At 66.0% G+C, this 24,994-nt stretch carries 25 protein-coding genes; 15 read left to right on the top strand and 10 right to left on the bottom strand.

Going from position 1 to position 24,994, the window contains the following annotated elements:
• Genes A6745_RS22285 through A6745_RS22275 form a run of 3 tightly spaced genes read left to right on the top strand, consistent with a single transcriptional unit; the run spans window position 1 to window position 3,158 of the window.
• Complete coding sequence (locus tag A6745_RS22285) at window positions 1–1,263, top strand: EAL domain-containing response regulator (protein WP_066132066.1); 1,263 nt, start codon at window positions 1–3, stop codon at window positions 1,261–1,263.
• Between the two features lie 15 nt (window positions 1,264–1,278).
• On the top strand, window positions 1,279–2,088 hold the full coding sequence (locus tag A6745_RS22280) for a CheR family methyltransferase (RefSeq protein ID WP_066132065.1): 810 nt from the start codon (window positions 1,279–1,281) through the stop codon (window positions 2,086–2,088).
• Entirely contained in the window at window positions 2,085–3,158 is a 1,074-nt protein-coding gene (locus A6745_RS22275) for a protein-glutamate methylesterase/protein-glutamine glutaminase (RefSeq protein ID WP_156513496.1), read from the top strand. The genes A6745_RS22280 and A6745_RS22275 overlap by 4 nt, the downstream gene beginning before the upstream one ends.
• 407 nt (window positions 3,159–3,565) lie before the next feature.
• Here the strand turns inward: A6745_RS22275 and A6745_RS22270 are convergent, their stop codons facing one another.
• Both A6745_RS22270 and A6745_RS22265 read right to left on the bottom strand, forming a co-directional pair.
• A complete protein-coding gene (locus A6745_RS22270; RefSeq protein WP_066132063.1) occupies window positions 3,566–4,522 on the bottom strand; it encodes a Bug family tripartite tricarboxylate transporter substrate binding protein in 957 nt (318 codons plus the stop codon).
• A gap of 2 nt (window positions 4,523–4,524) precedes the next feature.
• Window positions 4,525–5,565, bottom strand: coding sequence for a uroporphyrinogen decarboxylase family protein (locus tag A6745_RS22265; RefSeq protein WP_066132060.1), 1,041 nt, complete (start codon window positions 5,563–5,565; stop codon window positions 4,525–4,527).
• A gap of 216 nt (window positions 5,566–5,781) precedes the next feature.
• On the opposite strand from A6745_RS22265, the gene A6745_RS22260 reads away from it, so the two are divergent.
• Window positions 5,782–6,813 (top strand): endonuclease/exonuclease/phosphatase family protein, encoded by a 1,032-nt coding sequence (locus A6745_RS22260; protein ID WP_066132059.1) that lies wholly within the window; start codon window positions 5,782–5,784, stop codon window positions 6,811–6,813.
• Window positions 6,814–6,866: 53 nt separating this feature from the next.
• On the opposite strand, the gene A6745_RS22255 is transcribed toward A6745_RS22260, so the two are convergent.
• Window positions 6,867–7,991: a glycosyltransferase gene (locus A6745_RS22255; RefSeq protein WP_066132056.1), complete on the bottom strand. Its 1,125-nt coding sequence runs from the start codon at window positions 7,989–7,991 to the stop codon at window positions 6,867–6,869.
• Window positions 7,988–9,010, bottom strand: coding sequence for a hypothetical protein (locus tag A6745_RS22250; RefSeq protein ID WP_066132055.1), 1,023 nt, complete (start codon window positions 9,008–9,010; stop codon window positions 7,988–7,990). Before A6745_RS22250 ends, A6745_RS22255 begins: the two co-directional genes overlap by 4 nt.
• A 245-nt stretch (window positions 9,011–9,255) precedes the next feature.
• Between A6745_RS22250 and A6745_RS28815 the strand changes: the two genes are divergently transcribed.
• Together A6745_RS28815 and A6745_RS22245 are read left to right on the top strand one after the other, a co-directional pair.
• Window positions 9,256–9,399: a hypothetical protein gene (locus A6745_RS28815; protein ID WP_156513494.1), complete on the top strand. Its 144-nt coding sequence runs from the start codon at window positions 9,256–9,258 to the stop codon at window positions 9,397–9,399.
• 289 nt (window positions 9,400–9,688) lie between these two features.
• Entirely contained in the window at window positions 9,689–10,018 is a 330-nt protein-coding gene (locus A6745_RS22245) for a hypothetical protein (RefSeq protein WP_066132052.1), read from the top strand.
• Between the two features lie 112 nt (window positions 10,019–10,130).
• Here the strand turns inward: A6745_RS22245 and A6745_RS22240 are convergent, their stop codons facing one another.
• From A6745_RS22240 to A6745_RS22220, 5 genes are all read right to left on the bottom strand, one after another.
• Window positions 10,131–11,594, bottom strand: coding sequence for an N-acyl-D-amino-acid deacylase family protein (locus A6745_RS22240; RefSeq protein ID WP_066132352.1), 1,464 nt, complete (start codon window positions 11,592–11,594; stop codon window positions 10,131–10,133).
• Between the two features lie 41 nt (window positions 11,595–11,635).
• Window positions 11,636–12,940, bottom strand: a complete 1,305-nt coding sequence (locus A6745_RS22235) for a D-amino acid dehydrogenase (RefSeq protein ID WP_231886073.1) — start codon at window positions 12,938–12,940, stop codon at window positions 11,636–11,638.
• Between the two features lie 7 nt (window positions 12,941–12,947).
• The gene (locus tag A6745_RS22230) at window positions 12,948–13,916 is read right to left on the bottom strand and encodes a Bug family tripartite tricarboxylate transporter substrate binding protein (RefSeq protein ID WP_066132047.1); all 969 of its coding nucleotides are present in this window, start codon (window positions 13,914–13,916) and stop codon (window positions 12,948–12,950) included.
• 132 nt (window positions 13,917–14,048) lie between these two features.
• Entirely contained in the window at window positions 14,049–14,939 is an 891-nt protein-coding gene (locus A6745_RS22225) for a LysR family transcriptional regulator (protein WP_066132042.1), read from the bottom strand.
• An 88-nt stretch (window positions 14,940–15,027) separates the two neighbouring features.
• A complete protein-coding gene (locus tag A6745_RS22220) occupies window positions 15,028–15,669 on the bottom strand; it encodes a YitT family protein (RefSeq protein ID WP_066132037.1) in 642 nt (213 codons plus the stop codon).
• Window positions 15,670–16,220: 551 nt separating this feature from the next.
• Between A6745_RS22220 and A6745_RS22215 the strand changes: the two genes are divergently transcribed.
• A complete protein-coding gene (locus tag A6745_RS22215; protein WP_066132032.1) occupies window positions 16,221–17,627 on the top strand; it encodes a GntP family permease in 1,407 nt (468 codons plus the stop codon).
• Window positions 17,628–17,772: 145 nt separating this feature from the next.
• Here the strand turns inward: A6745_RS22215 and A6745_RS22210 are convergent, their stop codons facing one another.
• Window positions 17,773–18,423 (bottom strand): DsbA family oxidoreductase, encoded by a 651-nt coding sequence (locus A6745_RS22210; RefSeq protein ID WP_066132029.1) that lies wholly within the window; start codon window positions 18,421–18,423, stop codon window positions 17,773–17,775.
• A gap of 209 nt (window positions 18,424–18,632) precedes the next feature.
• Between A6745_RS22210 and A6745_RS22205 the strand changes: the two genes are divergently transcribed.
• The 8 genes from A6745_RS22205 (at window position 18,633) to virB5 (ending at window position 24,994) form a co-directional block, all read left to right on the top strand.
• Entirely contained in the window at window positions 18,633–18,878 is a 246-nt protein-coding gene (locus tag A6745_RS22205; RefSeq protein WP_066132348.1) for a hypothetical protein, read from the top strand.
• 388 nt (window positions 18,879–19,266) lie between these two features.
• A complete protein-coding gene (locus A6745_RS22200) occupies window positions 19,267–19,623 on the top strand; it encodes a hypothetical protein (RefSeq protein WP_066132023.1) in 357 nt (118 codons plus the stop codon).
• 142 nt (window positions 19,624–19,765) lie between these two features.
• Window positions 19,766–20,347 (top strand): TrbM/KikA/MpfK family conjugal transfer protein, encoded by a 582-nt coding sequence (locus tag A6745_RS22195; protein ID WP_066132019.1) that lies wholly within the window; start codon window positions 19,766–19,768, stop codon window positions 20,345–20,347.
• A 49-nt stretch (window positions 20,348–20,396) separates the two neighbouring features.
• A complete protein-coding gene (locus tag A6745_RS22190) occupies window positions 20,397–21,068 on the top strand; it encodes a transglycosylase SLT domain-containing protein (protein ID WP_066132016.1) in 672 nt (223 codons plus the stop codon).
• 82 nt (window positions 21,069–21,150) lie between these two features.
• The gene (locus A6745_RS22185; RefSeq protein WP_066132012.1) at window positions 21,151–21,462 is read left to right on the top strand and encodes a TrbC/VirB2 family protein; all 312 of its coding nucleotides are present in this window, start codon (window positions 21,151–21,153) and stop codon (window positions 21,460–21,462) included.
• A 9-nt stretch (window positions 21,463–21,471) separates the two neighbouring features.
• Complete coding sequence (locus A6745_RS22180; protein WP_066132011.1) at window positions 21,472–21,837, top strand: type IV secretion system protein VirB3; 366 nt, start codon at window positions 21,472–21,474, stop codon at window positions 21,835–21,837.
• Complete coding sequence (locus A6745_RS22175; RefSeq protein ID WP_066132008.1) at window positions 21,834–24,275, top strand: VirB4 family type IV secretion/conjugal transfer ATPase; 2,442 nt, start codon at window positions 21,834–21,836, stop codon at window positions 24,273–24,275. Before A6745_RS22180 ends, A6745_RS22175 begins: the two co-directional genes overlap by 4 nt.
• Complete coding sequence (gene virB5, locus A6745_RS22170; RefSeq protein WP_066132002.1) at window positions 24,272–24,994, top strand: P-type DNA transfer protein VirB5; 723 nt, start codon at window positions 24,272–24,274, stop codon at window positions 24,992–24,994. The genes A6745_RS22175 and virB5 overlap by 4 nt, the downstream gene beginning before the upstream one ends.

Genomic DNA, 24,994 nt, shown 5'->3' with positions numbered 1-24,994 from the left:
ATGTCGCCCAGGGATTCCCGGCCCACGCTCGGTTCAGTGCTGGTCGTCGACGACAGCGCCGTGCAGCGCCGCATGGCGGCGGCGCTGTGCCGCCAGTTGGGCGCGCTGCGGGTGCACGAGGCCGGCGACGGCGTACAGGCCCTGGATCTGATCGCCACCCTTGCCGCGCCCCCCGACCTGATGATCGTCGACATCGAAATGCCCCACATGGACGGCATCGAACTGATCGAGGCGCTGCGCATCCGGGGAACCGAGACGGACATCATCATCGCCTCCGGCCGCGAGAGCGCCCTGATCGACTCGGTGCTGGCCATCGGCAACGACCTGGGCGTCTCGGTGCTGGCCGGCCTGGAGAAGCCGCTGACCCTGGACGCGCTGTCCGAAGCCCTGTCGCGGCGCGCCACGCGCCGTGGCCGCTTCAGCCCCGCCTCGGGCCGCACGGATGCCATGCCCATGACGCCGGCCATGCTGGAGGCCGCCCTGCGCGACGACCAGATCGCGGTGCACTTCCAGCCCAAGGCGGACATGCACACCGGGCTGGTGCGCGGCATGGAAGCATTGGCCCGCTGGATGCATCCCGAACTGGGCGCCATCTCGCCCGGACAATTCATCCCCTCGGCCGAGCAATGCGGGCTGATCCAGCCGCTGACCTTCCGCGTGCTGGAGCAATCACTGCGTCAACTGAGCATATGGAACAGCCGCGGGCTGCGCCTGTCGATCGCCGTCAACCTGTCGCCGCGCCTGCTGGACTGGCCCGGTCTGACACAGGACCTGATGAGACTGGTGCAGCATTCCGAAGCCACGCCCGAGCAGATCTGCTTCGAGATCACCGAGAGTTCGGTGGTGGATTCGCACAGCCAGGCGCGTGGCCTGCTGGCGCGCCTGCGGCTGCGCGGCTTCGGTTTGTCGATCGACGATTACGGCACGGGATTCTCTTCGATGCAGCAACTCACGCGCATTCCGTTCACCGAGCTGAAGATCGACCGGGCCTTCGTGCGCCATTCCAACGAGCGCAAGAACCTGCGCGTCATCCTGAAGTCGGCCATCGACATGGCCAGGCAATTGGGCGTGGTGTCGGTCGCCGAAGGCATCGAGACGATGGAGGAATGGCGGCTGCTGCAGCAGTTGGGCTGCCATGTCGGACAGGGTTTCTTCATCGGCAAGCCCATGACCGGCGCGGAAGTGCCCCGCTGGATGCGCCGGCATGCCGAGCGCATCGCCGAACTGCGCGAGCCGCCCGCGCGCGCCCCCATCGCGGACTGAACGCAAGGATTCATCATGCAAACCATCAGCGACCAGGAATTCGGCCAGTTCCAGCGCTTCATCTTCGAGGCGGCGGGCATCAACCTGTCGCCGGCCAAGAAGGCGCTGGTCACCGGCCGCCTGTCCAAGCGCCTGCACGCCTGCGGCACGCAGACCTACGGCGCCTACTTCGCCTTGCTGAAAAGCGGCGGCCACGCCGAGGAAGTGCAGACCGCCATCGATCTGCTGACCACCAACGAAACCTATTTCTTCCGCGAGCCGCGCCACTTCGAGCTGCTGGCCAGCGCCTTCGGGGGCGACAACGCCCAGCGGCGCGGGCCGCAGCCCGTCCGCGCCTGGAGCGCCGCCAGTTCGAGCGGAGAAGAGGCCTATTCGATCGCCATGGTGCTGAAGGACTGCCTGCGAGGCGGCGCCTTCGAAGTGATCGGCACGGACATCAGCACCCGCATGCTGCAGCGCGCCCGCACGGGCCACTACCCCGAGCAACGGACCCGGCAGATTCCCCAGGAGTACCTGAAACGCTACTGCCTGAAGGGGCGCGGCGCACAAGAGGGCACGCTGCTGGTGGACCGCGGCGTGCGCGAGCACGTGCACTTCACGCATGCCAACCTGAACGCCGACCTGCCCGAGCTGGGCCAGTTCGACGTGGCCTTCCTGCGCAACGTGCTGATCTATTTCAACGGCGAGACCAAGCGCCAGGTGGTCGAGCGCGTGCTGTCGCGCATCAAGCCCGGTGGCTGGCTGTACATCGGCCATTCGGAAAGCCTGCACGGCCTGGCGCTGCCCGTGCAGCAGGTGATGCCTTCGGTGTACCGGAAACCATGAGCGACACGCGTTCCGCCCCGATCGGGGTGATGATCGTCGATGACTCGGCGGTGGTGCGGCAGGTGCTGGCCGGTGTGCTGGAAGAGGTGCCCGGCATTCACGTGCTGCACGCCGTGGCCGATCCGGTGCTGGCGATGGCCCGCATGCAGCAGGCCTGGCCGGACGTCATCGTGCTGGACATCGAGATGCCGCGCATGGACGGCCTCACCTTCCTGCGTCTGCTGATGCAGCAGCGGCCCACGCCGGTGGTGATCTGCTCGACGCTGACCGAGAAAGGCGCCCGCGTCACGCTGGACGCGCTGGCCGCCGGCGCCGTGGCGGTGGTGGAAAAACCCAAACTGGGCCTGCGCCAGTTCCTGGCCGAGTCGGCCGCCGACCTGATCCACACGATACGGGGCGCGGCGCGCGCCAACGTGCGCCGCGTCCTGCCCGTGCCCGCCCCTGCGCCGCGCTACAGCGCGGATGCGGTCCTGCCGCCAGTGGAAGTCCAGGCGCCCTTGCAGACCACGGAACGGGTCGTGGCGCTGGGCACCTCCACCGGCGGGACGCAGGCGCTGGAGGAAGTGCTGAGCAGCCTGCCGCGCGTATGCCCCGGCATCGTCATCGTGCAGCACATGCCGGAGAAGTTCACGGCGGCCTTCGCGGCGCGGCTGGACGGCATCAGCCGGATCGAGGTGCGCGAGGCGCGCAGCGGCGACCGCGTGCTGCCGGGGCGGGCGCTGATCGCGCCCGGCGGCAAGCACATGACGATGCGGCGCAGCGGTGCGCAATACCTGGTGGACGTACTGGACGGCCCGCTGGTGAACCGGCACCGCCCTTCCGTGGACGTGCTGTTCCGATCGGTGGCGCGCCATGCGGGCGCGAACGCGCTGGGCATCATCATGACGGGGATGGGGGATGATGGCGCGGCCGGGCTGTTGGAGATGCGCACGGCGGGGGCCCGCACGCTGGCCCAGGACGAAGAAAGCTGCGTCGTGTATGGAATGCCGCGGGAGGCAGTCAAGCGGGGGGCCGTGGAGCGGTCCCTGCCGTTGGCGGGGATTGCCCGGGAGATTCAGGCGTTGCGGTGAAGGGCGGGTTTTGCTGGGGGAAGTTCTGAGTTCTTGAGCGCCTGCGCCATGGCTGCGGATTCTCGTCCTCGCGCTTTCGCGCTCCGGGCGCGACCCCTCCGCCATGCCGCAGGCTCAAGGCGTCTCGAATTGTCCGGTTGAAACCCCTCTGCTGCTTGCGGGGCGCTTGTGTTGAATGAACCCGCGGCATCGGGGGTGCGTCGGAAAACAGGGGTTCTCAAGCGTTGCGATATCTTGGCGGATATCGGGAAACAGACGTTTTACGACCGCCGCATTCCGCTGCGGTGAGCCTGCGGCATGGCCAGGAACGCTCGCTCGCAGCGCGCGGACGAGCGTTCGCAGTGATGACGCAGGCGCCAGAGGAACCCGACAAGGCGCCAGCAACACCGGCCGGCAGGCGGCGCCGCTCAATTCACCGTGATGTTCGCCGACTTGATCACCTGCGACCAATGCGCGGTGTCGCGGGCAACGGTTTCGCCCAACTTTTCCGGGTTCTCATAGTTGACGCGTACCCCCGCCTCTTCCGCCGTCTTGATGATCTCGGGCTTCTTCAAGCCCTCTTCCAGCGCCGCGCTGATCTTGCTGACCACGGCGTCGGGCGTGCCGGCCGGTGCGAACAGCGAGACCCAGGCGTCGAGTTCGAAGCCGGGATAGCCTTGTTCGGCAGCCGTGGGCACGTCCGGGATCATCGGATGGCGTTCGCGGCCGGCGACCGCGATGGCGCGCAGCCTGCCCATCTGGATGTGGCCGATCACCGACGGCGGCGTCGTCACGAACAGCTGGACGCGGCCGGACAGCACGTCCTGGATGGCGGGGCCCGAGCCTTTGTACGGCACGTGCACCATGTCCGTGCCCGTCATCTGCTTCAGCAGTTCCGTACCCACGTGCGGCACCGAGCCGCTGCCCTGCGAGGCGTAGTTGACCTCGCCTGGATGGGACTTGGCGTAGGCCACCAGCTCTTTCAGGTTGTGCACCGGCAGCGACGGATGCACCGTGACCACGTGCGGCGACACGGCCACCATGCCCACCGGCTTGAACGATCCGGACGTCCAGCGCAGGTTGGTGAACATCGAGGGATTGCCCACGTGGTACATCGAGTACGAGGCCAGCAGCGTGTAGCCGTCGGGCTGCGCGCCCGCCACCATGGCATAGGCGATGTTGCCGCTGGCCCCCGCGCGGTTGTCGATGACGACCGGCTGGCCCAGGTGGGTGGACAGCGGCTCGCTGGCCAGGCGCGCGGCCAGGTCGACGATCCCGCCGGGCGGCACGGGCACCACGATGGTGATGGGGTGCGTGGGAAAATCCTGCGCCGCGGCCAGGCATGGCAGCATCGCCAGGGACAAGGCGAATAGTCTGCGGATCATGGTCAGGCCAGGCGCACGGCAAGTTCGGCACGCACGATCTTCGCGCCCTCGACCATCGCCTTCATCTTGCCGAAGGCCACGTCGCGCGGCAGATACTTCAGGCCGCAGTCGGGCGCGATGATCAGGCGCTCGGGCGCCACGTACGGCAGCGCGCGGCGGATGCGCGCGGCCACCGCCTCGGGCTGCTCGATCTCATGGGTCGACAGGTCCAGCACGCCCAGCATGATTTCCTTGTTGGACAGCGATTCCAGCACCGAGCAGTCCAGGTTCGACTGGGCCGTCTCGATGGAGATCTGGTGCGCCTTGCAGCCGCACAGCTCGGGCAGGAACGAGTAGCCGTTCGGACGCGCGTGGATGACGGCGGCATACCCGAAGCAGATGTGCACGGCGGTGCGGCCAGTGACGCCTTCCAGCGCGCGGTTCAGCACTTCCACGCCGTATTCGCGGGCCTTCTCGGGGCGCGCCTGCATATAGGGCTCGTCGATCTGCACCACGTCGGCGCCGGCCGCGAACATGTCGCGGATCTCGGCGTTGACGGCCTCGGCGTAATCCATGGCCATCTCGGCTTCCGAGGCGTAGAAATCGTTCTGCGCCTGCTGGGCCATGGTGAACGGGCCGGGCACCGTGATCTTGATCTGGCGGTCGGTATGGGCGCGCAGGAACTGCACGTCGCGCACCTGCACCGCATGCTTGCGGCGGATCTTGCCGACCACGCGCGGCACCGGGTTGGGATGGCCGCTGCGGTCCAGCGCCGAGCCGGGGTTGTCGATATCCACGCCTTCCAGGGCGGTGGCGAAGCGGTTGGAGTAGCTCTCGCGGCGCACTTCGCCATCGGTCACGATGTCCAGGCCGGCCTCTTCCTGCGCGCGGATCGCCAGCAGCGTGGCATCGTCCTGCGCTTCTTCCAGCAGTTCGGGAGCCACGCGCCACAGTTCCTGGGCACGCACGCGCGGCGGGAAGCGGTCGCCTAAGCGCTTGCGATCGATCAGCCATTCCGGCTGGGCATACGAACCGACCAGCGTAGTGGGCAACAACGGGGACATGGCAACTCCGGGCAGGGGAAAGAGGACGACCGAGCTTTATATGAAAAACAGCGTGAATTGGGTTTGTCTTTAACTTGAGCGGAATTCGCATAATGACACCCCCAGCGCATCTTCTGGCAACGTCACTTATTTCCAATTGTTTTTCCTGTTATTTCACGCATTCCTTCTGTCATATGCCGGCACTAGATTCGAACGCGGTCCACCCCGGAGCCCGCCATGAATCTCTCGACGTTCCATATCGCCACGTTCAATCTGTACAACCTGAACCTGCCCGGCCTGCCGATCTACGACACGGACAAGGATGGCTGGTCGCAGGCGCAGTACGACATGAAGATCGCCTGGACGGCCCACCAGATCGGCCTGATGCAGGCCGACGTGTTCGGTTTCCAGGAGCTCTGGCACGCCCAGGCGCTGACGGATGCCCTCGAACGCATCGAGGCCACCGACCAGTACGACGTGCTGACGCCCGCGGATGCCGATGGCGGCAAGATCGTCTGCGCCGCCATCGTGCGCCGCGGCCTGCTGGTGGGCGAACCGGACTGGATCGAGGACTTCCCCGAGGGCTTCATCCTGCAGTCGCAGGGCGACGATCCGCAGACCCCGCTGATCGAGGTGAACATCTCGGGCTTCTCGCGGCCCGTGCTGCATTTCGTGGCGCGCCCCCACGACAAAAGCCCCGACGTGCACTTCTACGTGTGCCACCTGAAGTCCAAGCGGCCCACCGAGGTCTACAACGAAGGCTGGTACAAGGCCGACAAGACGCATTACGCCAAGCACGGCAACGCCTTGGGCAATGCGCTGTCCACCATTCGCCGTACCGCCGAGGCGGCCGCGCTGCGCTACCTGCTGACCGAACAGTTGAAGAACACCGACGTGCCGGTGGTGGTGCTGGGCGACATCAACGACGACCAGCACAGCAACACGGCCAACATCCTGACCGGGCAGCCGCGTTATCTGATGGGCGATGCGCAGGGCGGCGGCGACGTGGCGCTGTACACCGCGCAAACCCTGCAAGAGTATCGGGACACGCGGGACGTCTACTACACCCACGTCTTCCAGGACCAGCGCGAGTCACTGGACCAGATCCTGGTCAGCCAGGAGTTCTACGACCACAGCCGCAAGCGCATCTGGATGTTCGACGGCATGCTGGTCAACAACGATCACCTGAACTTCGACAACCACAAGACCAGCGGCACCAACGACCACGGCATCATCCGGGCGTCGTTCAAGTACCGGCCGGCGAAGTAGCGCGCCGGCAAGCCCCGCCGCGGCCTCGGGCCTGGCTGCGTGCCGGGCAGGAACTAGCGCGCGCGCTCCTGGCGCAGTTCCTCGTAGACCGCCTCGGTTCCCTGCACGAACATGTCCAGCGAGAACTCGCGCAGGCTGCGCAGGCGCGCTTGCGCCCCCATGCGGACCAACCCCTCGCGATCGTCCAGAACGTCCGACAACACCTGGGTCACCGCCTTGGGCGTGCGCGCCGGCACGATCCAGCCGTCGCGGCCATCCGTCACGTTCTCGGGCAGGCCGCCCACGCGGCTGACGATGACGGGCTTGCCCATCGCCATCATTTCTCGGCAGGCGAAAGAAATGGTCTCTTGATGGGACAACACGAAGCCCAGGTCCAACGCCGCGATGAACGGGCGCACATCCTGCAGCAGCCCGGCGAAGATGACGTTGTCAGCCATGCCCAGCGCGCGGACCCGCTCGTGCTGCGCATCGGTGGGCGGCTGGCCCGCCAGCAGCACGAACACCTTGCGGCGTTTCTCTTCCGGCAGCTCGGCCACGGCTTCGACCATGTCGATCCAGCCCTTGTAGTCGGGCGTGCCGGCATTGCTGCCCACCAGCAGCGCGTCCTCGCCCGCCTGCGGAGCGAACTGGCGCCGGGCGGCCTGCACGGCGCCGGCATCGGCCGGGGCGTAGTGGTCGGTGTCCACGCCGTTGTGCACCACGCGCAGGCCGGAGTTGCCGTAGGGCGACGCGGACAGCGCGCGGCGGGTGTACTCGCACACGCACACCACGCGATCCGTGGCCAGGCGGGCGCGGATCAGGTTGCCGGCGCTGCCGGCCCACAGATCGTTGTGCTTGGTGTAAACCACCCCCGGCCGGCGGCGGCCCATGCCCAGCATGGCCAGCATCACCAGGCGATGGTCCGACGAGCCGTTGACGTGCACCACGTCGAACTGTTCGCGCCGCAGCAGCCGGCGAAAGCTCAGGCATTCCCGCCATATGCGGCTCACGCGCGACGAGAACGGCACGGCGACGGCCCGCAGCGCGGCGGACTCGCTGGCGCGGGCGAACAGGCGGCTGGAAGCCGGCGCAGCCACCGTGACCTCGTGACGCGCGGCCAGGGCGTTGGCCAGGGTCATGACATAGGTCGTGTGCCCACCACCGTCGCCGCCGTGGAAATTGGTATACAGAATCTTCATGGACGAACTGCGTCCGCCGCCGGGGAGTCCGAATGCACGACACCGTCCGCCTGGAAGTGGCGGGACGAAATCAACGTCCGCCAATCGATCTTCGGGAAGACGTCGTCGCCCAGGGCGCTATCCATCGACAGGTTGTAGACCTGCACGCCGCGCTGGCGCAGCAGCACGCTGGCATCGCGGAAGGCGGGTTCGATATGGCCGGCGAACTGGCGATCCAACGCCGTGCCCAGCCGGTCTTTCTCGGTTTCGTAGAAACGCGGCTGGCTGGCGGCGTTCTTCATGTCCAGCCCGTGTATGTAGATGCGACCGAACCCCAGCCAGACCAGGAACTGCAGGGCGCTGTAGGCCACCGTGCCCGCGCCGAACAGCCCGCGCCGCACGTCCAGGCTGAAGCCGTGCGCATGCACGGGCCGGTAGGCGTCGAACAGGATGAGATCCGGATCGCCGCGCAGTTGCTCGGTCAGTTGCCCTGGCGTGGGCCGCGGCTGCATCGTGCGTTGGTGCACTTCCTCGAACACGGCCAGGCGGCAGGCGATGCGCCTGGCCGGCACGTTCAGCGCAATCCACTTCACGGCCTCGGGGGTGGTGAACAGCAGCAGATCCTGGCTGAGGATCTGCTCGACCATGTGGCGGCGCCGGCTCATGAAGCCGGTGTCCAGCATGGCGTAATAATTGAATTTCAGCTCGGGAAAACGCGCCTGCAGCGCGATCGATCCGTTGACCCCCATGACGTTGCCCAGGTCTAGCAAGGAATAGTCGATCTGGGCAACGGAGGGTCCGCTGAGGATCAGATGGCACGATTGGCCGGGGTGGCGCGGCACCTCATCCAGGTCGGTCAGCGCCGGCGAATAGGACGCGCCGCGGATCCTGCACTCGATCAGGCGTGCGTTCTCGTCGCGCCGGACAGCCACCAGCGGCCAGAACGCCTGGTTATGGCGCATGGCGCGCGGGTGGGTGTAGCGGTAGGCGTACCGCAACAGCCGGGTCACCGGGCGTGAGGCCAGAAGTCGATTCAGCATGGCTCCGAATGCGGCGAAAAGGTGCCGGCAAGTATAGCTTGCTCACGTTTTGGCACGTTTCCCGCGGGCGCCTGCAGGCGGCGTTACATCGCCATACAGCACGGTGGCGGCCAACCATTGCAGCGCGTTGCAGAGGCCAGACAGCGCAGGGGGATTGGAGTCTCATGGCTATGAGGAGCCCGGAAGCGGCGGCATCACGGGAAGGCCACCGTCCCAGGGTTTCACAGCGAGACAAGGAGCTCAACATGCGCAAGCTGAAACTGACCATGATCCTGGCCGCCCTGGCGCTGACCCTGCACGGCTGCATCGTCGTGCCGGGGCATCGCCATCATCACTACCATGATCGCTATTACCACGACCGATACGACCGGGGTCCTTATTGGCGCTGATGGATGATGGTCTGTTGTTGCGGGCAGCCACCGTGCCGTTGCCGGGTATCGCGACGGGCACGATGCGGCCGCTGCAGCAAGGCAGGCCTCGCGCTCGATATCGTACATGTGAACGACGCCGGCGACCATGCAGCCGGCACTGCCGGACCTGGCCTGGCCACCGTGCGTACCCGCCCCTGCGAAGCGAGTTGGCGGTTCGGTACGGCAGCCGCGTGGGCAGGGCTGAGCGGACGTCTTGAACCGCCATCGATGATAAGGTGGCGGTTCCCATAGGCCTCACCGTACAGGCATGAAAGCCCTGAAGATATCGTTGTCGTGCGCACTGGGCGGCGCTGCATTGTTTGGTCTGATCGGCCTGGCGACTGGCGGCGGCAAGATGGCGCAGGGCGTCATGGCCGCCACGCTTGGCCTGCTGCTGGGCTTGATCGCCGCCCCCGAGTTCGAGCCCAACGCGTTTCGCCACGCGGCGCTCTACCAGACCTCGTGCGGTGCCATTGCCGGGTTCATGCTGGCCGGCTGGCTGTCCAGTTCGCTATCGACCGCCGCGATGGCGGCCGTGATCGGCGGCTTGCTGGGTTGGCTCGCGCCGATGTGGGTTCGGCACGTGCAAGGGCCGTGAAGGCGCGAAACCCGCGCCCAGGCACATTCAGAAAGCGACGTACCGAGCCCCCCCCGCACACGGCCGGGCATTGCGTCCGGGCGTAGAGCCCGGGATTGCCACGGCCCGCTTGCTAGCCTTGCGCCCGTCCCGGCATACGCCCCAGCACCGCCCCCGAGCGCGTATGCAGATGCTCGCCATCGCGATACGCCACCGCCCCATTGACCACCACCGCCTCGATGCCGCGCGCCGGCCGCATGGGATTGTCGTAGTCCGCCGTATCGTGCACCGTCTCGGCATCGAAGATGGTGATGTCCGCGTGATGCCCTTCGGCAATCACGCCGCGCCCTTCCAGGCCGAACACGCCCGCCGTCAGCCCCGTCATCTTCCACACCGCGGTCTCCAGCGGGAACAGCCCGATGTCGCGGCTGTAGCGCCCCAGCACGCGCGGGAACGTGCCCCACAACCGCGGATGCGGACGGTCGCCCGAAGGGATGCCGTCGGAACCGATCATCGTGGGCTCGAACGCCAGGATGCGCTGCACGTCCTGCTCGTCCATGCTGTAGTAGATGGCGCTGGCCGGCTGCAGGCGGCGCGAGGCCTCGACGCGGGACACGCCCCACTCGTCGGCAATGTCCTGCAGGTCGCGTCCCTGCATGCCGGGAAACGCGCCGCTGGAAGCGATCACCACCTTGCCCTGCAGGCGCTCCTCGTCAAGGTGCAGCATGGTGGAACTGGCGGTGTAGGGATAACAGTCCAGGCTGACGCACTGGCAGCGCATGGCCTGCTCGATGCGCTGGAGCGTCTGCACCGACTTGCCGAAGTTGGCCTCGCGCATCAGCTTGTGATGCGACACGAGCACCGGCGTGTCCACTTCCCGGCCGATGGAGAAGGTCTCTTCCAGCGACTCCATGCAGCGGTCGGCCTCGTTGCGCATGTGGGTGACGTACAGCGCCTGCTTCGCCGCCAGCGGACGCGACACCTCGACCACCTCCTGTGTCGTGGCCGCGGCGGCGGGCGGATAGTAGGTGCCGGTGGACATGCCCACCGCGCCGGCATCGAGCGCCTCCTGCAGCAGCGCCCGCATGGCCCGCACCTCCGGCTCGGTGGCCGCGCGGTCCAGGTCCTGCATGGCCATCACGCGCAAGGTGGTATGTCCCACCATGGGCACCACGTTGACCGCCGCCGGGCGCGCGCGCAGCGCGTCGACATAGGCGCGGAAGGTGGGGAAGCGCTCGCCGCCATCCGCTTCCAGCAGGTTCAGCGGCGACGGCAGTGCGGCGTCGGCGCGCAAGGGCGCCAGGCTGATGCCGCAGTTGCCCGTGACGACCGTGGCGACTCCTTGCGACACCTTGAAGGGCATGTCGGGCTGGGTCAGCACGGCCTGGTCGTCGTGCGTGTGCGAATCGATGAAGCCCGGCGCCACGATCTTGCCGTGCGCGGGCAGGACGAGGTCCGCGTCATGGCCGGACAGATCCCCCACCGCCACGATGCGGCCATCCTTCACGCCGACGTCGGCGTCGAAACGCGGCCGGCGCGTGCCGTCGATGACGGTGCCGCCGACGATCAGCAGGTCATACTTCTGCGAGGTGCTCATGTCCATTCCCGATGTTGTGTGGGCCTTGAGACGCGTCGCCGCTACGCCGCGGCCATCGCGTCGGCCAGGCGGCTGGCGGATCCGAACGCCAGGGTCAGGCCCAGCGCGCCCTGCCCGATATTGAGAAACACGTTATCCACAGGCGACCTGCCGATGATGGGCACCGAGGTCGGCGTGGCGGGCCGCAATCCCATCCAGGGCGTGACCGACTCCAGGTCCACCGCGTCGCCGAAGGCCTCGCGCGTGTGCGCCACCAGTTCGTCGATGCGCGATGCGTCCAGCCGCCGGTCGTAGCCGCGGATCTCGACCACGCCCGCCACGCGCAGCCGCTGGCCGAGGCGGGCATACACCACTTTGCGCGCGGCATCCGTCACACTGGCGCGCGGCACGGCATGCGGATCGAGAATCGGCGCGGTGATGCTGTAGCCTTTCAGGGGATACACCGGCACGGCGAAACCCAGCATGCGCGCCATGGCCGCGCTGTGCGGGCCGGTGGCCAGCACGACGTCCTCGACCTCGCGCGCGCCCTGCCCGGTGACCAGATGCGTGACACGGCCGTTCCGGTGGCGGCGAAAGCCCTGCACACGCGTGCCGAACTCGAACCGCACGCCGCGCTGCTCCAGACGGGTTCTCAGGTCGGCGCACAGCGCCTCGCTGTCGACGGCGCACTCGCTGGGGGTGTGGATGGCGCCGGCCATGCGTGAGCGGAATCGCTCCAGCGCGGGCTCGCGCCGCAGGCATTCATCGGCGCTCAAGGCCTGCTGCAGCGGACCGACCGGGGCCTGCAGTTCCAGTTGCCTCCGGGCCTTGGCCATGGCGGCTTCGGAGGGCAGCACCACAAGCTTGCCGCTGCGCGCGAAGCTCAGCGCCCGCGCATCCGAGCCCTGCACCCACAGATCGGTTTCCTGGTGGCTCAGCCGGCCCAGCATCAGCAGGGCAAGCGAGCCTTCCCTGGCGCGGTCCGCGCGGCAGGCGGCCAGAAAGGACATCAGCCAACGCCATTGCGCGGGGTCCCAGCGCGGCACCAGCTTCAGCGGCGCCCCCTTGGCGAACAGCAGCCTCGGCAGTTCGGCCAGCACGCCCGGCTGCGCCAGGGGCGCCACGTAGCCATACGACAGTTGGCAGCCGTTGCCCTGGCTGGTTTCCAGGCCCGGCGCGGCAGCCGCATCCAGCACCGTCACCGGGCGCCCTGCCCGCGCCAGCGCGGCGGCCGAGGCCAGGCCCACGATGCCCGCGCCGATGACGGTGACGTGGCGCGTGCTGCCCCGCGCATCGCCGGCGGGCCGGACTTGCCAATAGGCGTCGCGATCCGGCGCGGCGCCGCCTGCTTGGAACATCTCGGTCATCGCTGCGTCAGTCCACCTTTGCGCCGCTCTCGCGCACCACCTTGCCCCACTTCCCGCGCTCGGACGCCATCCACGTGCGCAGGTCGGCCGGGGTGCCGCCCGTGGGAACGAATGCCAGTTGCGCCAGTTGCTTGCGCACCTGCTCGTCTTTCAACACCGCATTGAGTTCGGTATTCAATCGTGCGACGATGGCATCCGGCGTGCCCGGCGGCGCCACAAACGCCCCCCAGGCCTCCATCTGGAAGCCCTTCACGCCCGACTCGTCCAGCGTGGGCACGTCGGGAAACAGCGGCGAACGCGTGCTCGACGTGACCGCGATGGCGCGCAGGCGGCCGCCCTGCACGCTGGGTCCGACCGAGGCGATATTATCGAACATGAAATCGAAGCGGTTGCCCAGCAGGTCGTTGATGGCCTGGGGCGCGCCCTTGTACGGCACGTGCATGCCCTTGATGCCGGTCATCGTCTTGAACAGTTCCGCGCCCAGATGGCTGGTCGTGCCCGTGCCGCCCGAGCCGAACACCACGCCGTCGGGTTTCTTCTTCGCATAGGCGATCAGGTCCTGCACGCTCTTGATCGGCGAACTGTCGTTGACCACCATGAGGCTGGCCGTGGTGGCCAGCTTGATGACGGGCGCCAGCTTCTTGGGGTCGTAGGGCAGCGTGTTGAACAGGAACTGGTTGGTGGCCAGCGTGGCGTTGTTGCCGTAGCCGATGGTGTAACCGTCGGGCGCGGCGTTCATCACCGTCTGCATGCCGATGTTGCCGCCAGCGCCGGGACGGTTCTCGATCACCACGGCCTGGCCGATCCGGTCGCCCAGCGCCTTGCCGATCAGGCGCGACATGATGTCGGGGCTGCCGCCGGCGGCCGACGGCACGATGATGCGGATGGGCCGGTCCGGCCATTGCGCATGGGCGGCGGCGCCGCTGAATGCCAGGCCAAAGGCGAATAGAGAGCGAAGCACCGTCGAAGTACGCATGTTTTTTCCCTTGATATGTCGTGGCGGCGCTCGTGAAAGATGGCGCCTGGACACAGTATCGAAGCCGGCGCGGCATGCGCCAAGGGAAAAAGGCATGGGGGGGTAGTCGTTTTTGACTACCCCCGGTGAGGATCAGCCCACGCGGGCGAACTGCCTGCGCAGGATGTCGATGAACGCATCCAGCGCGATGGAGCGCACGTCCGACGCCACATGGAAAGCCACGGCCTCGACAGTGACCGGAGGATCCAGCGGCCGCATCCGCAGGCCGTGCCCCATGGCCCGCGCGGTCAGCTCGTCGACCAGCGCGAAGCCCAGGCCCTGCCGCGCCAGCGCGGCGGCGACGTAATACGTGCGGGTTTCCAGCATCGGCGCGGCATCGGGCGATTGCAGGCGCTCCCAGGTATCCCGGATCTGCTGCGCCACCGGATCGCTGCCGCCCAGGCCGATCCATTGCGAAGCGTCCAGGGTTTCCAGGTCGGCCGGGCCGGTTTCCTGCCCAGGCTGTCCGGTATCCGGCGACACATGCATCACGCGGATCTCGCCCAGCGGCAGGCGCGCCAGCGCCGGCCGCAAGGGCATGTCGAAGCAGATGACCACGTCCAGTTCGCGCGCCAGCAAGGCATCGACCATTTCGTCGCCGTTGCCCGTCAGCACTTCCATGGGCATATTGGCGTATTCCTGCCGGAAGGCCTGGACGGCGCCGGGAATGGCGCTCAGGCCGAAGCTGGGGATGCAGCCGATGCGCAGGTGCCCTTCGGGATTGCGCTTGAGATTGCGCGCCAGCCGCCGCACGTTGTCGGCCTGGGCGAACAGCAAGGTCGTCTGGCCATACAGTTGCTCGGCCTCGCGGGTATGCACCAGGCGGCCTTGCACGCGCTGGAACAGGGTCAGGCCCAGGGCATGCTCGGCCTGGGCCAGCGCCTTGCTGGCCGCGGACTGCGACAGGTTCAGCAAGGTGGCGGCGCCGCTGACCGAACCGGTGCGCATCACCGCGTGAAAGATCTCCAGATGGCGCAGGCGCATGGGCGGAACGGGAAGGTGTACACGTCGCGCCAGTATATCCGTGGGGCGGACGAGGCCCGCGCGCCGCGGGCGTGCCGGGCCGTCTTCCCTACCCCCGGTACCGCCCCGGCTTGTGCCAGGCGACCAGCATGGCGTTCATGGCCACCGTGCCCAGCACCGACCACAGAACCCTGGACAATGGCAGGAACGCCGCGGCCACCGCGAACAGCGCCAGGTCGAAGATCATCTGGCTGATGCCCGCATTGAAGGTGTAGCGCCGCTGGATCCACAGGGTCAGCGCCCCCGTGCCGCCCATCGACGCGTTGTGCCGCGCCAGGCACAGGATGCCCATGCCCAGGAAGGTGCCGCCCGCGATGGCCGCGAAACCGCTGTGGACGCGGGCGACGTCCAGCGAGGCCGAGATCACGCTGACTCCTGCCCCGATGGCCACGCTGACCAGCAGGCTTTTCACGCCGAAGAAACGCCCCATGGCGTAGAAGGCGAACAGGATGAACGGGATGTTGATCAACGGCACCAGCGGCGCGGGCGCCCATCCGGTAAGCCGCGAGGCCAGCAGCGCCATGCCCGCGATACCGCCGGAAATCAATCCGCCCTTGGCCAGCAGGCTGATGCCCATCGCGGCGAACAGCACGCCGATGAACAGGCCGTAGATGTCGTCCAGCGCGTTGTGCGGCGTGGCCCGGTCGGCGGTGACGGCGGTTGGGGATAGGGCGGTTCCGTCACGCGACATGGCCGCTCCTGGTCGGGAGGGCGAGCGGACGGGGATGTGCCGGGCGGCCCGGCAGGGTGGCGGGACGACAGGCGGCGGACTTGGCGCGCGCGCCCGGATGCGCCGGCGATTGGCGGCGACTGGCGAAAACCATACATTCCCTTCTGGGTAATCTGGGAGCAAAGCCGTGTGGCAAACGGGCTTGTGGCCCAGCGCCGCGCGGCGGGAAGCAATACTGCCTTTGACACGGAGGCATTTTAGGACAGCTCCGTCGCAATTGCCGGGGTAACGTCATGGCGCTTCCGCCTGCCATGCCTGGTGTGTGGCGCTTCGGCGGCGCCGGCCGGCACATGCAACGAACGAAACGAGGCGGACCGGCTGTCCCGCCATCCAACGGATGACGGCGACGCCGCGCGGAAATACTGGCGCAAGCATGGCCACCGGGAGTCGGGATTGCCCTCGCACAAGGGGCATTGGCGCGATCAGACACGATCCGTAGCCCTTTACGGTGGCGCGCCTCGGCCTCTTCCTGCGATCATCCGGCCTTTACACCTAAAACGGAGAAACGCAGGATGGGTATGCTGGCCATCGTCATTTCATTGGCGTTATTGATGTATTTCGCCTACCGCGGCGTCACGGTGCTGCTGCTCGCGCCGGTGATGGGCGCGCTGGCGGTGGTGCTCTCGGGCGACGGCGGCTTCTTGCTGCCTATCTACACCTCCACGTTCATGGCCGCGCTCAGCGGTTACGTGCTGCAGTTCCTGCCCATTTTCCTGCTGGGGTCGCTGTTCGGCCAGTTGATGGCCGACTCCGGCGCCGCCAACACCCTGGCCCGCTGGATCGTGCAAAGCCTGGGCCAGCGCCGCGCCATCATTTCGGTCGTGCTCGCTTGCGGACTGCTGACCTACGGCGGCGTCTCGCTGTTCGTGGTGGCTTTCGCGCTGTATCCCGTGGCCGTCAGCCTGTTCAAGGCCGCCGATGTGCCCAAGCGGCTGATCCCCGGCACCATCGCCCTGGGCGCGTTCACCTTCACGATGACGGCCCTGCCCGGCACGCCGGCCATCCAGAATGCGATTCCCATCCCCTACTTCGGCACCAACGTGTTCGCCGCGCCTGGCCTGGGCCTGATCGGCGCGTGCTTCATGTTCACCGTGGGCCTGTGGTGGCTGCAGCGCCGCGCCGCGCAGGCGAAAGCGGCCGGCGAAGGTTTCGGCCAACACGAAGACAACGACGAGCAAGGCCAGGACGGCCAACCCGCGCAGCACGGCCGCTGGTCCGTCATGCCCGTGCCGATGGCCGTGCTGCCGCTGCTGCTGGTGGTCGGCATCAACGCGCTGTTCACCTACGTCGTCTTCCCGCAGACCGACTTCTCGTTCCTGAAAGAACGTTTCGCCGGCGTGGATCCGCAAAAAGCCATGGGCCTGTGGTCGCTGATCATCGCCCTGGCGCTGGCCTGCATCACCCTGGTCATCATGCGGCTGGGCCGCTGGACGAATCTGAAGGAATCGGTCAACAAGGGCATCTTCGGCTTCATGCTGCCGCTGTTCAACACGGCATCGGAGGTCGGCTACGGCGCGGTCATCGCCAGCCTGGCGGGTTTCGCCATCATCCGCGATGCCGTGCTGAACGTATCGCCGGGCAACCCGCTGATCTCGGAAGCCATCGCGATGAACGTGCTGTCCGGCATCACCGGGTCGTCATCCGGCGGGTTGAGCATCGCGTTGCAGACGCTGGGCGCGGATTACCTGAGCATGGCGCAGGCCGCGGGCATCAGCCCTGAACTGCTGCACCGGGTCGCCGTGATGGCGGCGGGCGGCATGGACACCCTGCCGCATTGCGGCGCGATCATCACACTGCTGGCGATCTGCAAGCTGAACCACCGGCAGTCGTACCGGGACATCGCGACCGTGACCATCCTCGTGCCGCTGCCGGCGCTGGCGCTGGTGATTACGCTGGGGACGTTGTTCGGCAGTTTCTAAGCGGATGCGTTCCCGGCCGTGAATGAGAAACCCCGCAGGCCTGCGCAGCGCCCGCGGGGTTTTTTCGTGAACGGCTATCGCGAGAAAGACGTCAACGATCCAGGGGTATTGGGCCGGCTGGACCGATGAGTCGAGCGGTGGGCCTTCAGCCTTCTTGCGCCACCTGCCGCAAGGCCTGCTCGAACGCTTCGGGCGGCTGGCCGCCCGACACCAGATACTTGCCATTCAGGATCACCGACGGCACGGACGTGATGCCGCGGTCGCGCCATAGCGCCTCGTCCTTGCGCACCTCATCGACGTAGCGATCCGAGGCCAGCACTTCACGCGCCTGCGCCTGATCCAGGCCGGCCTCGGCGGCGGCGCGGGCCAGCACGTCCGCGTCGCTGGTGTCCAGGTTCTCGTAGTGGTAGACCTCCAGCAGGCGCTTCTTCAGCGCCGTCTGGCTGGCCGGGTCCTGCTGGCCGGCCCAGTGCAGCAGGCGGTGCGCGTCGAAGGTATTGAACGAGCGGTTGTCGTCGGCCATGCGCATCTTCATGCCGACCGCCGCCGCGCGCTCGGTGATGACCTGGCGATTGGCCTGCACCTGTTCACGGGTGTAGCCGTACTTGGCCATCAGCCGCTCGATGGTGTTCTGACCGCCCTTGGGCATGTCGGGGTTCAGTTCGAAGGGTTGGAAACGCAACTCGACGTCGGCCTCGTCCTTCACGCGATCGATGGCGGTCAGCAGGCCGCCCAGGCCTACCGCGCACCAGGGACAAGCAACGTCGGACACGAAATCGATGGTGATCTTGGACATGGCATTCTCCGGGGGCAGGCAGATAGCGTAGTTCAAAGTGATGCTCGGCGGAGCAAAGTCCCTGGGGGTGGCAGGGGGGCATTGCTTGGGCGTCCGCGAGCGCAGCGGAGGGTAAGAGTGTCCGAATTGGCGCTCAAGTCTCCCTCTGGCCTGACAAATCTCTAACCTGCTGAGGTGACAGATCTGGCGTGCGAAAGATGCAGCCAATCATGGATGACAACACGACGGAAATTGCCGGGACACGTGAGGCGCTCCGCAAGAAAACGGACGCGGAGATCGCCAGGCTGATCGCGGAAACTGGCAAAATCGCCGCGGAAACGAGCAAGATCACTGCGGGGGCCGGCAGAATCAGTGCGGAGGCAGGAAAAATCACCAAAGAAACCGTCTGGTATCCGTTGCTGATCGTCAGCGGCATCTTTGCGGCAATCGGCGGCGCCATCAAGCTTTTCGCGTGACGCGTGCTTCGGGCATCATCGAAATTCGATTTTCAGCGGCTGACCGTCAAGCGAAAAGCCCGCATAACAAGCGTTATGCGGGCTTTTGAATCTGGCGGCAGAGGGGGTGCCGCACCGCTAGGTTTGACGCGGCTCTCCGAGGGATCACCCTCAGAATGCCTACAGCGATGCCTACAAATCGGATCGTCCACAAACGTTCGTCAATGTAGACCACCGGAGGCTACCGCGGGGCCGATATGGCTCCCGGAAGTGTATTCGAATCCTCGGTGAGGGTCCATTGCCTCTGACCACCCCTTGATCGGCCCGACCGAACGCTCGAGCCCGCCTCACCAGATACTTGCCTTTGCCCCCCCGTGCCAGCTCGTCCGCTCCCTCTGGAGATGCCTCTATGGATAACCACACCGCGATGAGCCGAGCAATGCACTTTCGCATCTCCGAGGACCAGTACCGTAGGTACGAAGCCGAGGCTGTGGCGGCAGGATTACGTTTATCGGATTTCCTGCGTCGACGCTTGGAGGCAGCGGATCGCATCGCAGACGAACTTGCCCAACTGCGGCTTGCCGTTCTGGACGGCGAGTCGCCTCAAAGCGACCCGATCTCCAAGGCCACCGAACCCACCACTGCTGTGACCCTGGAAGTGCTTTTGCTGCTCAGGTCAATCGTCCCCCCGTCCCAACTGCGCAGCGCCCACGCAGATATTGAAAGGATGGGGCTGCGCCCCTGGTCGCCCGCCTCGCAGTCTTAGGGAGAGTGGCCTTGACCCCGACAATCCCTCGTCGGCGCAAGAACTAGATGCCACCCGACGCCATCGATGTCCCGCCGTAGGGCGCCGAACTGGTAGGCACGCTCTCCCGTTTCGAATTCTCCTCCCCTCTCGGAGCCTCCCCATGCGCATCTCGTACTCGGGAGCGGCGATTGCCGCCCTCGCGACCGCGTTCGCCCATTTCCCGGCGATGCCCCAGGACATCCCCACGCTCACAGGCACAACCCGCCTGGCCTGCGAAGCGCTGCTGTGCCTGTCCTCTGGCACCCGCCCCTCCGAGTGCTCCCCCTCATTGGGGCACTACTTCGGCATCAAACACCGGAAGTTTTCGGACACCCTCGACGCGCGCCGCGCATTCCTGGCGCAGTGCCCCACGGTTCGCGACGACCCCGAGATGTCTTCGCTTGCCCGCGCACTGGTTGATGGCGCCGGCCGCTGCGACGCGGTCTCGCTCAATGCGGCGCTGGGCTATACGACCGACACCGGCCGCCGATACGTCACGGACAAGATGCCGACCTACTGCCAGACGATGTACAGCACGCCTTACACCGCAGACCTGGCCGCTTCGGCCCCGATCTATATCGGCACCCCACAGGATGGCGGCTACTGGGTTGAGCGTGCTGATTACGAAAGCGAGCTGCGCAAATACCAAGAGCAGTTGGAGCGCGCCAAACAGGAGATGAATTCCGGCAACGGCGGCGCCTAGACCAGAAAGCCCTACCCCCCCTCGATTTCCCGGTCAAGGAGTCTCCGCCATGATTGATCTTGCAGCTCTTGCACTCGCCTGCGCGCCGCACGTAGACCTCAACACGCTGAAGGCCGTCGTCAAACACGAATCGAGCGCACACCCCTACGCGATTGGCGTCAACGGCTCGACACCGCGCTCGATCTACCCGAGATCCCGCGAAGAAGCAGTGGCCACAGCCCAAGCGCTGCGAAACGACGGCATCGACTTCGACGCCGGGCTGGGCTCTATCAACGTGCGCAACTGGTCTTGGCTGGGCCTGGACATCGAGACCGTCTTCGACCCCTGCTCGAACCTGCAAGCGGTCCAGACCGTGCTGGCTGACTGCTATCAGCGGGCCGCCAAGAAGTATGCGCCGGGAGACCCCGCCCTTGTCGCGGCGCTCAGTTGCTACAACACCGGCACCTTCACACGTGGCGTGACCAACGGGTACGTGCGCAAGCTGCTGGCAAGAACAGAAGCAACCAAGCCCGTGAAGATCCCGGCCATCAGAAAGCAAGGGGCGGACCATAGCCAGTCTGGCCTTGCGCCTGGCAGCAAGACCGCCGAGGACGGCTCCGCCGAACAACCAGCCGATGCCGAGGCGGCGACGGATGTGTTTGCCAACCCCGCGCCCGACGCGATGGCTCCGCGACAAGATCATGCCCCAGCGACTGGCGCAGCAGACCCCCATCAGCAATAAGCCTGGCGCGCAGTAGTCCCGCTCGAAGCCAGCGGTTTCCACATCTCTGCGCCGGAACTGGCGCTCTCCCCAGGAGTTCATCGTGCAACCTGCCGACCTGTTTCGGCGGGCGCCCTCGCGCGCTCGCGCTTTCACCCGCATGCCATTGGCGCTGTTCTCCCTGCTCGTATCTGCCCAAGGCCACACCCAAGGCCTGACTCGCGCCAGGTCGTTCCTACAGATGATCGAGGACAACGTTGAAATTCTGATCCCGATCATCGCGATCATCGCGCTGGCGCTGCTTGGCATCCTCTACGCCGCTGACATGATCCGCAAGGACACCCTATTTCACTGGTTCGTCGGCATCGTGATCGCAGGATCGGCCGCCGAGTTCGTCGCGATGATGTTCATCTGAGAGGCAGCAATGACCCCACAGATCGACCACGGCCACACCGATCCAGCCAAGTCGGAAAGCGCATTCCCCGTCTTCAAAGGCGCCACGCGCGTCCCAACGATCGCCGGCGGCGTGCCCACCCGCCCTTTCATTGCGCTTGTCATGGTCAGCGCCGGCCTCGGAATGCTTTCGATCTACGCCTGGGCACTGATCCCCGCCCTGTATCCGCTGATGGCCATCATTGCACGCGAAGACGATCGCGCGTTTCGAATCATCGAACTGTGGCTGCGCACCAAGGCCATGAACCGAAATCAGCGCTTCTGGAACGGGTCGACCTACACGCTGCTGGCCTATCCGCGCCGGCCGTGGACCAAAGCGCGAGGAACCGACCGATGAACGAGCCACTGGCGGTAGCACCGCGCCAAACGCCAATCTCCGAGTACCTGCCCTATACGCATCACGTCACATCCACGATTGTCGCCACGCGCAGCCTCGAGTATTTGTCGATATGGCAGCTTGGGGGACGCTCTTTCGAGGGTGCCCCCGCCGACGAGCAGCGGGCCTGGATTCGAGAGCTGAACAACGTCGTGCGCGGCCTCGGTGCGGGATTCGGTTACTGGACACATATCGTGCGCAGGCGGGTGACCGAGTATCCCGATAGCGCATATCCCCAGCCGTTCGCGCAGGACTACGCGCAACGCTACGCGAGAACCTTCGGCGAGCGTGAACCCATGCTCAACGAGCTTTACCTGACCGTCCTAGCGCGGCCGGTCATCGATCCGACTTTGGCGATGCTCGCGCGATTTGAAAAGCGTTCCAACGCTGATATCGCACGCTGGCAAGCTCAAGCCATTCGCCGCCTTGGCGATGCGAACCGAACGCTGGGCAACGCGCTGCGCCCGTACAACGGGGAATTGCTGAGCACCGTCGAGCGGCGAGGACTGATGTACTCGGCGCCGGCCGAATTTCTTGCCCGCCTGGTCAACGGCACGCCGAGCATTGTGCCGATCTTGCGCAGTCACCTGGCCGACTACATGGCTGCCTGCAAACCCATCTTCCCCCGCTGGGGCGAAGTGGGCGAGCTGCGCGGACCGAACTGGTCCAGGCGGTTCGGGATGGTCGAGATCAGGGACTATCCCGACGACGAGACACAACCTGGCCAGTTGAACGAGCTTTTGACTCTGCCGTTCGAGTTTCTCTTAACGCAGTCGTTCAGTCCGCTATCCGTGCCCGTGGGGTTGTCTTTCCTAAAGCAGCACCGCCGGCTGCTGACGGACTCCGGCGATGGAGCCGCGAGCCAGGTGCAGCAACTGGAAACAGCCATCGATGATCTCGCGTCTCGACGCATGCTCATGGGCGAACACCATGCGACGGTCACAGTGTGGGGCGAGACGGCCGATACCGTGCGCGATCGCAGTGCAGCGGTGGTTGCTCGCCTGGTCGACAGCGCGATCATTGGTAAACCCGTCGACCTGGCGTTGGAAGCAGCTTGGTGGGCGCAGTTTCCAGGCAATTGGTCATGGCGGCCTCGGCCAGTTCCGGTCACGTCGTTGAACTGGTTGTGCTGTGCATCGCAGCACAACTATGTCAGCGGCAAACCGACCGGCAACCCTTGGGGCCCGGCGCTCACCGTTCTGCCCACCACCAGCAACACCCCCTTCTACTTTTCATGCCACCAGTCGCTCGATGAAGTCGATGAAACCGGCAAGCGACGGCTGGGCAACACGATGCTCATCGGGCAGTCTGGCGTGGGCAAAACCGTCATCCTGGGACACCTGCTCACGCAGATGCAGAAATTTGCACCTACGGTCGTGGTGTTCGACAAGGACCGAGGGTTGGAGGTAGCGATCAGGGCACTGGAGGGTCGATATTTTCCTCTGGCGATGGGCGAACCAACGGGCTGGAACCCGTTTCAGTTGCCGCCCACGCCAGGAAATCTCGCCTTTCTGCGGCGCCTGGTAGTGCTGCTGACTCGCTCTGGCGGCGACACGGTGACAACGCACGACTATCGGGAGATTGCGCGCGCGGTGGATCAACTGATGGCCTTCATCGACCCGCCAGATCGCCGCCTGAGCACGCTGCTCCAGTTCCTGCCACACCCGGTCGCGGCGCGCGAGCGTTCCGGCGAGCAGGCGCGCCCTTCGGTGCACACGAGGCTACTTCGCTGGTGCGCCGCCGGCGAATATGCCTGGCTGCTGGACAACCCGGCCGATAGGTTGGACCTGTCACGAAACAGCCTGTATGGCTTCGATCTCACGGAGCTGTTCGACGACGAGATCGTGCAGGCAGCCGCCACGACCTACCTGCTGTATCGCACCGAGCAGATGCTCGACGGCAGGAAATTCGCCTACATCTTCGACGAGGTTCAGCACCCGTTGCGCGTCCCGTACTTTCAGGACCTGGTGCAAAACAAGAGCAGAACCATTCGCAAGCAGAACGGGATTCTGCTGTTCGCCACGCAAGAACCCGACGCGATCTTGGCCAGCCCGGTGGGCAAATCGCTCGTCCAACAAAGCGCTACGGTCATCTATCTCGCCAACACGAAGGCAACTGCGGCGGACTACATCGAGGGCTTCAAGCTGACGCGATCGGAATTCGAGATGGTCCGTGCGCTCGGCGAGTTCAGCCGGCAGTTCGTCATTAAACAGGGGACTGGCACCGTCACGGCAGAGCTTGATCTTCGCGGTTGCGACGATGCCCTACTGGTGTTCTCCGGGTCCGCCGATATGTCCGCCCTTGCCGAACAGGCGATCGCCGAAGTGGGGGACAACCCTGTCGACTGGCTGCCGATATACCTCGAACGCGCCCGTCAGGCGCAAAGGAGCACATCATGACGCTCAAGACCTCGAAGCCCATTCTGATGGCTGCGCTCGCGGCGGTTATCGGCGTTACCGCGTGCCACCAGGCGCGCTCCGCCGGCATACCCGTGGTGGACGGGACGTCGATCAAGCAAAGCATCACCCACCACCTCGAAGAAGTCGCCAAATTCGTCGAGCAGATCGCCGTGGCGAGGGAACAGCTAGACGCGGCCCGCCGCCAGTACGACTCGATTACCGGGATACGAGGTTTCGGCGATCTCATGAGCAATCCGGCAATACGCCGGTCTCTGCCCGAGGACGTGCAACGAATCTGGCGCCAAGCCGAAATGAGCGGCGACGGGCTATCACGGTCGATCGAGCGCATCCGGGGGGAAGAGCGGCTGTCTGGCCGCTACAGCCTTGATCGCCAAGGGCTGCTACAGCGTGTGCAGCAGTTCGCCGAAACGACGAAAGCTCTGGGCGAACGGGCCTATGAAGGTCTGGATATGCGGCAGGAGCAAGTCGATGAGCTGCAACGGCAGATCAGCCGGACACAAGACCCCAAGGCCATCTCCGAATTGCAAGCACGTGTGGCGATCGAAGGCCGCAGCATCGAAGTGGACGCGCAGCGGCTGGCGCTCATGCGCCAGCAGGCCGAGGCAGAGCGGTTGCTCATCAGCCAGCAGGAGAATGCGCTGGCGCAGCAGGGATGGTTCGATACCGGCGCGCTTCGCGGCCAGGCCGCACTGGAGTGA

It is taken from the genome of Bordetella ansorpii, from assembly GCF_900078705.1.
In the GTDB taxonomy this organism is placed as follows: Bacteria; Pseudomonadota; Gammaproteobacteria; order Burkholderiales; family Burkholderiaceae_B; genus Bordetella; species Bordetella ansorpii_A.
This window is presented reverse-complemented; position numbering and strand designations above follow the sequence as displayed.

What these genes read in the sequence shown, in the direction of transcription:
- A6745_RS22275 (WP_156513496.1), top strand. Translation starts at nt 2,085, where the DNA reads ATGAGCGACACGCGTTCCGCCCCGATCGGGGTGATGATCGTCGATGAC.
- A6745_RS22215 (WP_066132032.1), top strand. Translation starts at nt 16,221, where the DNA reads ATGGGTATGCTGGCCATCGTCATTTCATTGGCGTTATTGATGTATTTC.
- virB5 (WP_066132002.1), top strand. Translation starts at nt 24,272, where the DNA reads ATGACGCTCAAGACCTCGAAGCCCATTCTGATGGCTGCGCTCGCGGCG.
- A6745_RS22175 (WP_066132008.1), top strand. Translation starts at nt 21,834, where the DNA reads ATGAACGAGCCACTGGCGGTAGCACCGCGCCAAACGCCAATCTCCGAG.
- A6745_RS22205 (WP_066132348.1), top strand. Translation starts at nt 18,633, where the DNA reads ATGGATGACAACACGACGGAAATTGCCGGGACACGTGAGGCGCTCCGC.
- A6745_RS22260 (WP_066132059.1), top strand. Translation starts at nt 5,782, where the DNA reads ATGAATCTCTCGACGTTCCATATCGCCACGTTCAATCTGTACAACCTG.
- A6745_RS22250 (WP_066132055.1), bottom strand. Translation starts at nt 9,010, where the DNA reads ATGCTGAATCGACTTCTGGCCTCACGCCCGGTGACCCGGCTGTTGCGG.
- A6745_RS22235 (WP_231886073.1), bottom strand. Translation starts at nt 12,940, where the DNA reads ATGACCGAGATGTTCCAAGCAGGCGGCGCCGCGCCGGATCGCGACGCC.
- A6745_RS22245 (WP_066132052.1), top strand. Translation starts at nt 9,689, where the DNA reads ATGAAAGCCCTGAAGATATCGTTGTCGTGCGCACTGGGCGGCGCTGCA.
- A6745_RS22240 (WP_066132352.1), bottom strand. Translation starts at nt 11,594, where the DNA reads ATGAGCACCTCGCAGAAGTATGACCTGCTGATCGTCGGCGGCACCGTC.
- A6745_RS22210 (WP_066132029.1), bottom strand. Translation starts at nt 18,423, where the DNA reads ATGTCCAAGATCACCATCGATTTCGTGTCCGACGTTGCTTGTCCCTGG.
- A6745_RS22230 (WP_066132047.1), bottom strand. Translation starts at nt 13,916, where the DNA reads ATGCGTACTTCGACGGTGCTTCGCTCTCTATTCGCCTTTGGCCTGGCA.
- A6745_RS22180 (WP_066132011.1), top strand. Translation starts at nt 21,472, where the DNA reads ATGACCCCACAGATCGACCACGGCCACACCGATCCAGCCAAGTCGGAA.
- A6745_RS28815 (WP_156513494.1), top strand. Translation starts at nt 9,256, where the DNA reads ATGCGCAAGCTGAAACTGACCATGATCCTGGCCGCCCTGGCGCTGACC.
- A6745_RS22190 (WP_066132016.1), top strand. Translation starts at nt 20,397, where the DNA reads ATGATTGATCTTGCAGCTCTTGCACTCGCCTGCGCGCCGCACGTAGAC.
- A6745_RS22265 (WP_066132060.1), bottom strand. Translation starts at nt 5,565, where the DNA reads ATGTCCCCGTTGTTGCCCACTACGCTGGTCGGTTCGTATGCCCAGCCG.
- A6745_RS22285 (WP_066132066.1), top strand. Translation starts at nt 1, where the DNA reads ATGTCGCCCAGGGATTCCCGGCCCACGCTCGGTTCAGTGCTGGTCGTC.
- A6745_RS22270 (WP_066132063.1), bottom strand. Translation starts at nt 4,522, where the DNA reads ATGATCCGCAGACTATTCGCCTTGTCCCTGGCGATGCTGCCATGCCTG.
- A6745_RS22255 (WP_066132056.1), bottom strand. Translation starts at nt 7,991, where the DNA reads ATGAAGATTCTGTATACCAATTTCCACGGCGGCGACGGTGGTGGGCAC.
- A6745_RS22280 (WP_066132065.1), top strand. Translation starts at nt 1,279, where the DNA reads ATGCAAACCATCAGCGACCAGGAATTCGGCCAGTTCCAGCGCTTCATC.
- A6745_RS22195 (WP_066132019.1), top strand. Translation starts at nt 19,766, where the DNA reads ATGCGCATCTCGTACTCGGGAGCGGCGATTGCCGCCCTCGCGACCGCG.
- A6745_RS22220 (WP_066132037.1), bottom strand. Translation starts at nt 15,669, where the DNA reads ATGTCGCGTGACGGAACCGCCCTATCCCCAACCGCCGTCACCGCCGAC.
- A6745_RS22200 (WP_066132023.1), top strand. Translation starts at nt 19,267, where the DNA reads ATGGATAACCACACCGCGATGAGCCGAGCAATGCACTTTCGCATCTCC.
- A6745_RS22225 (WP_066132042.1), bottom strand. Translation starts at nt 14,939, where the DNA reads ATGCGCCTGCGCCATCTGGAGATCTTTCACGCGGTGATGCGCACCGGT.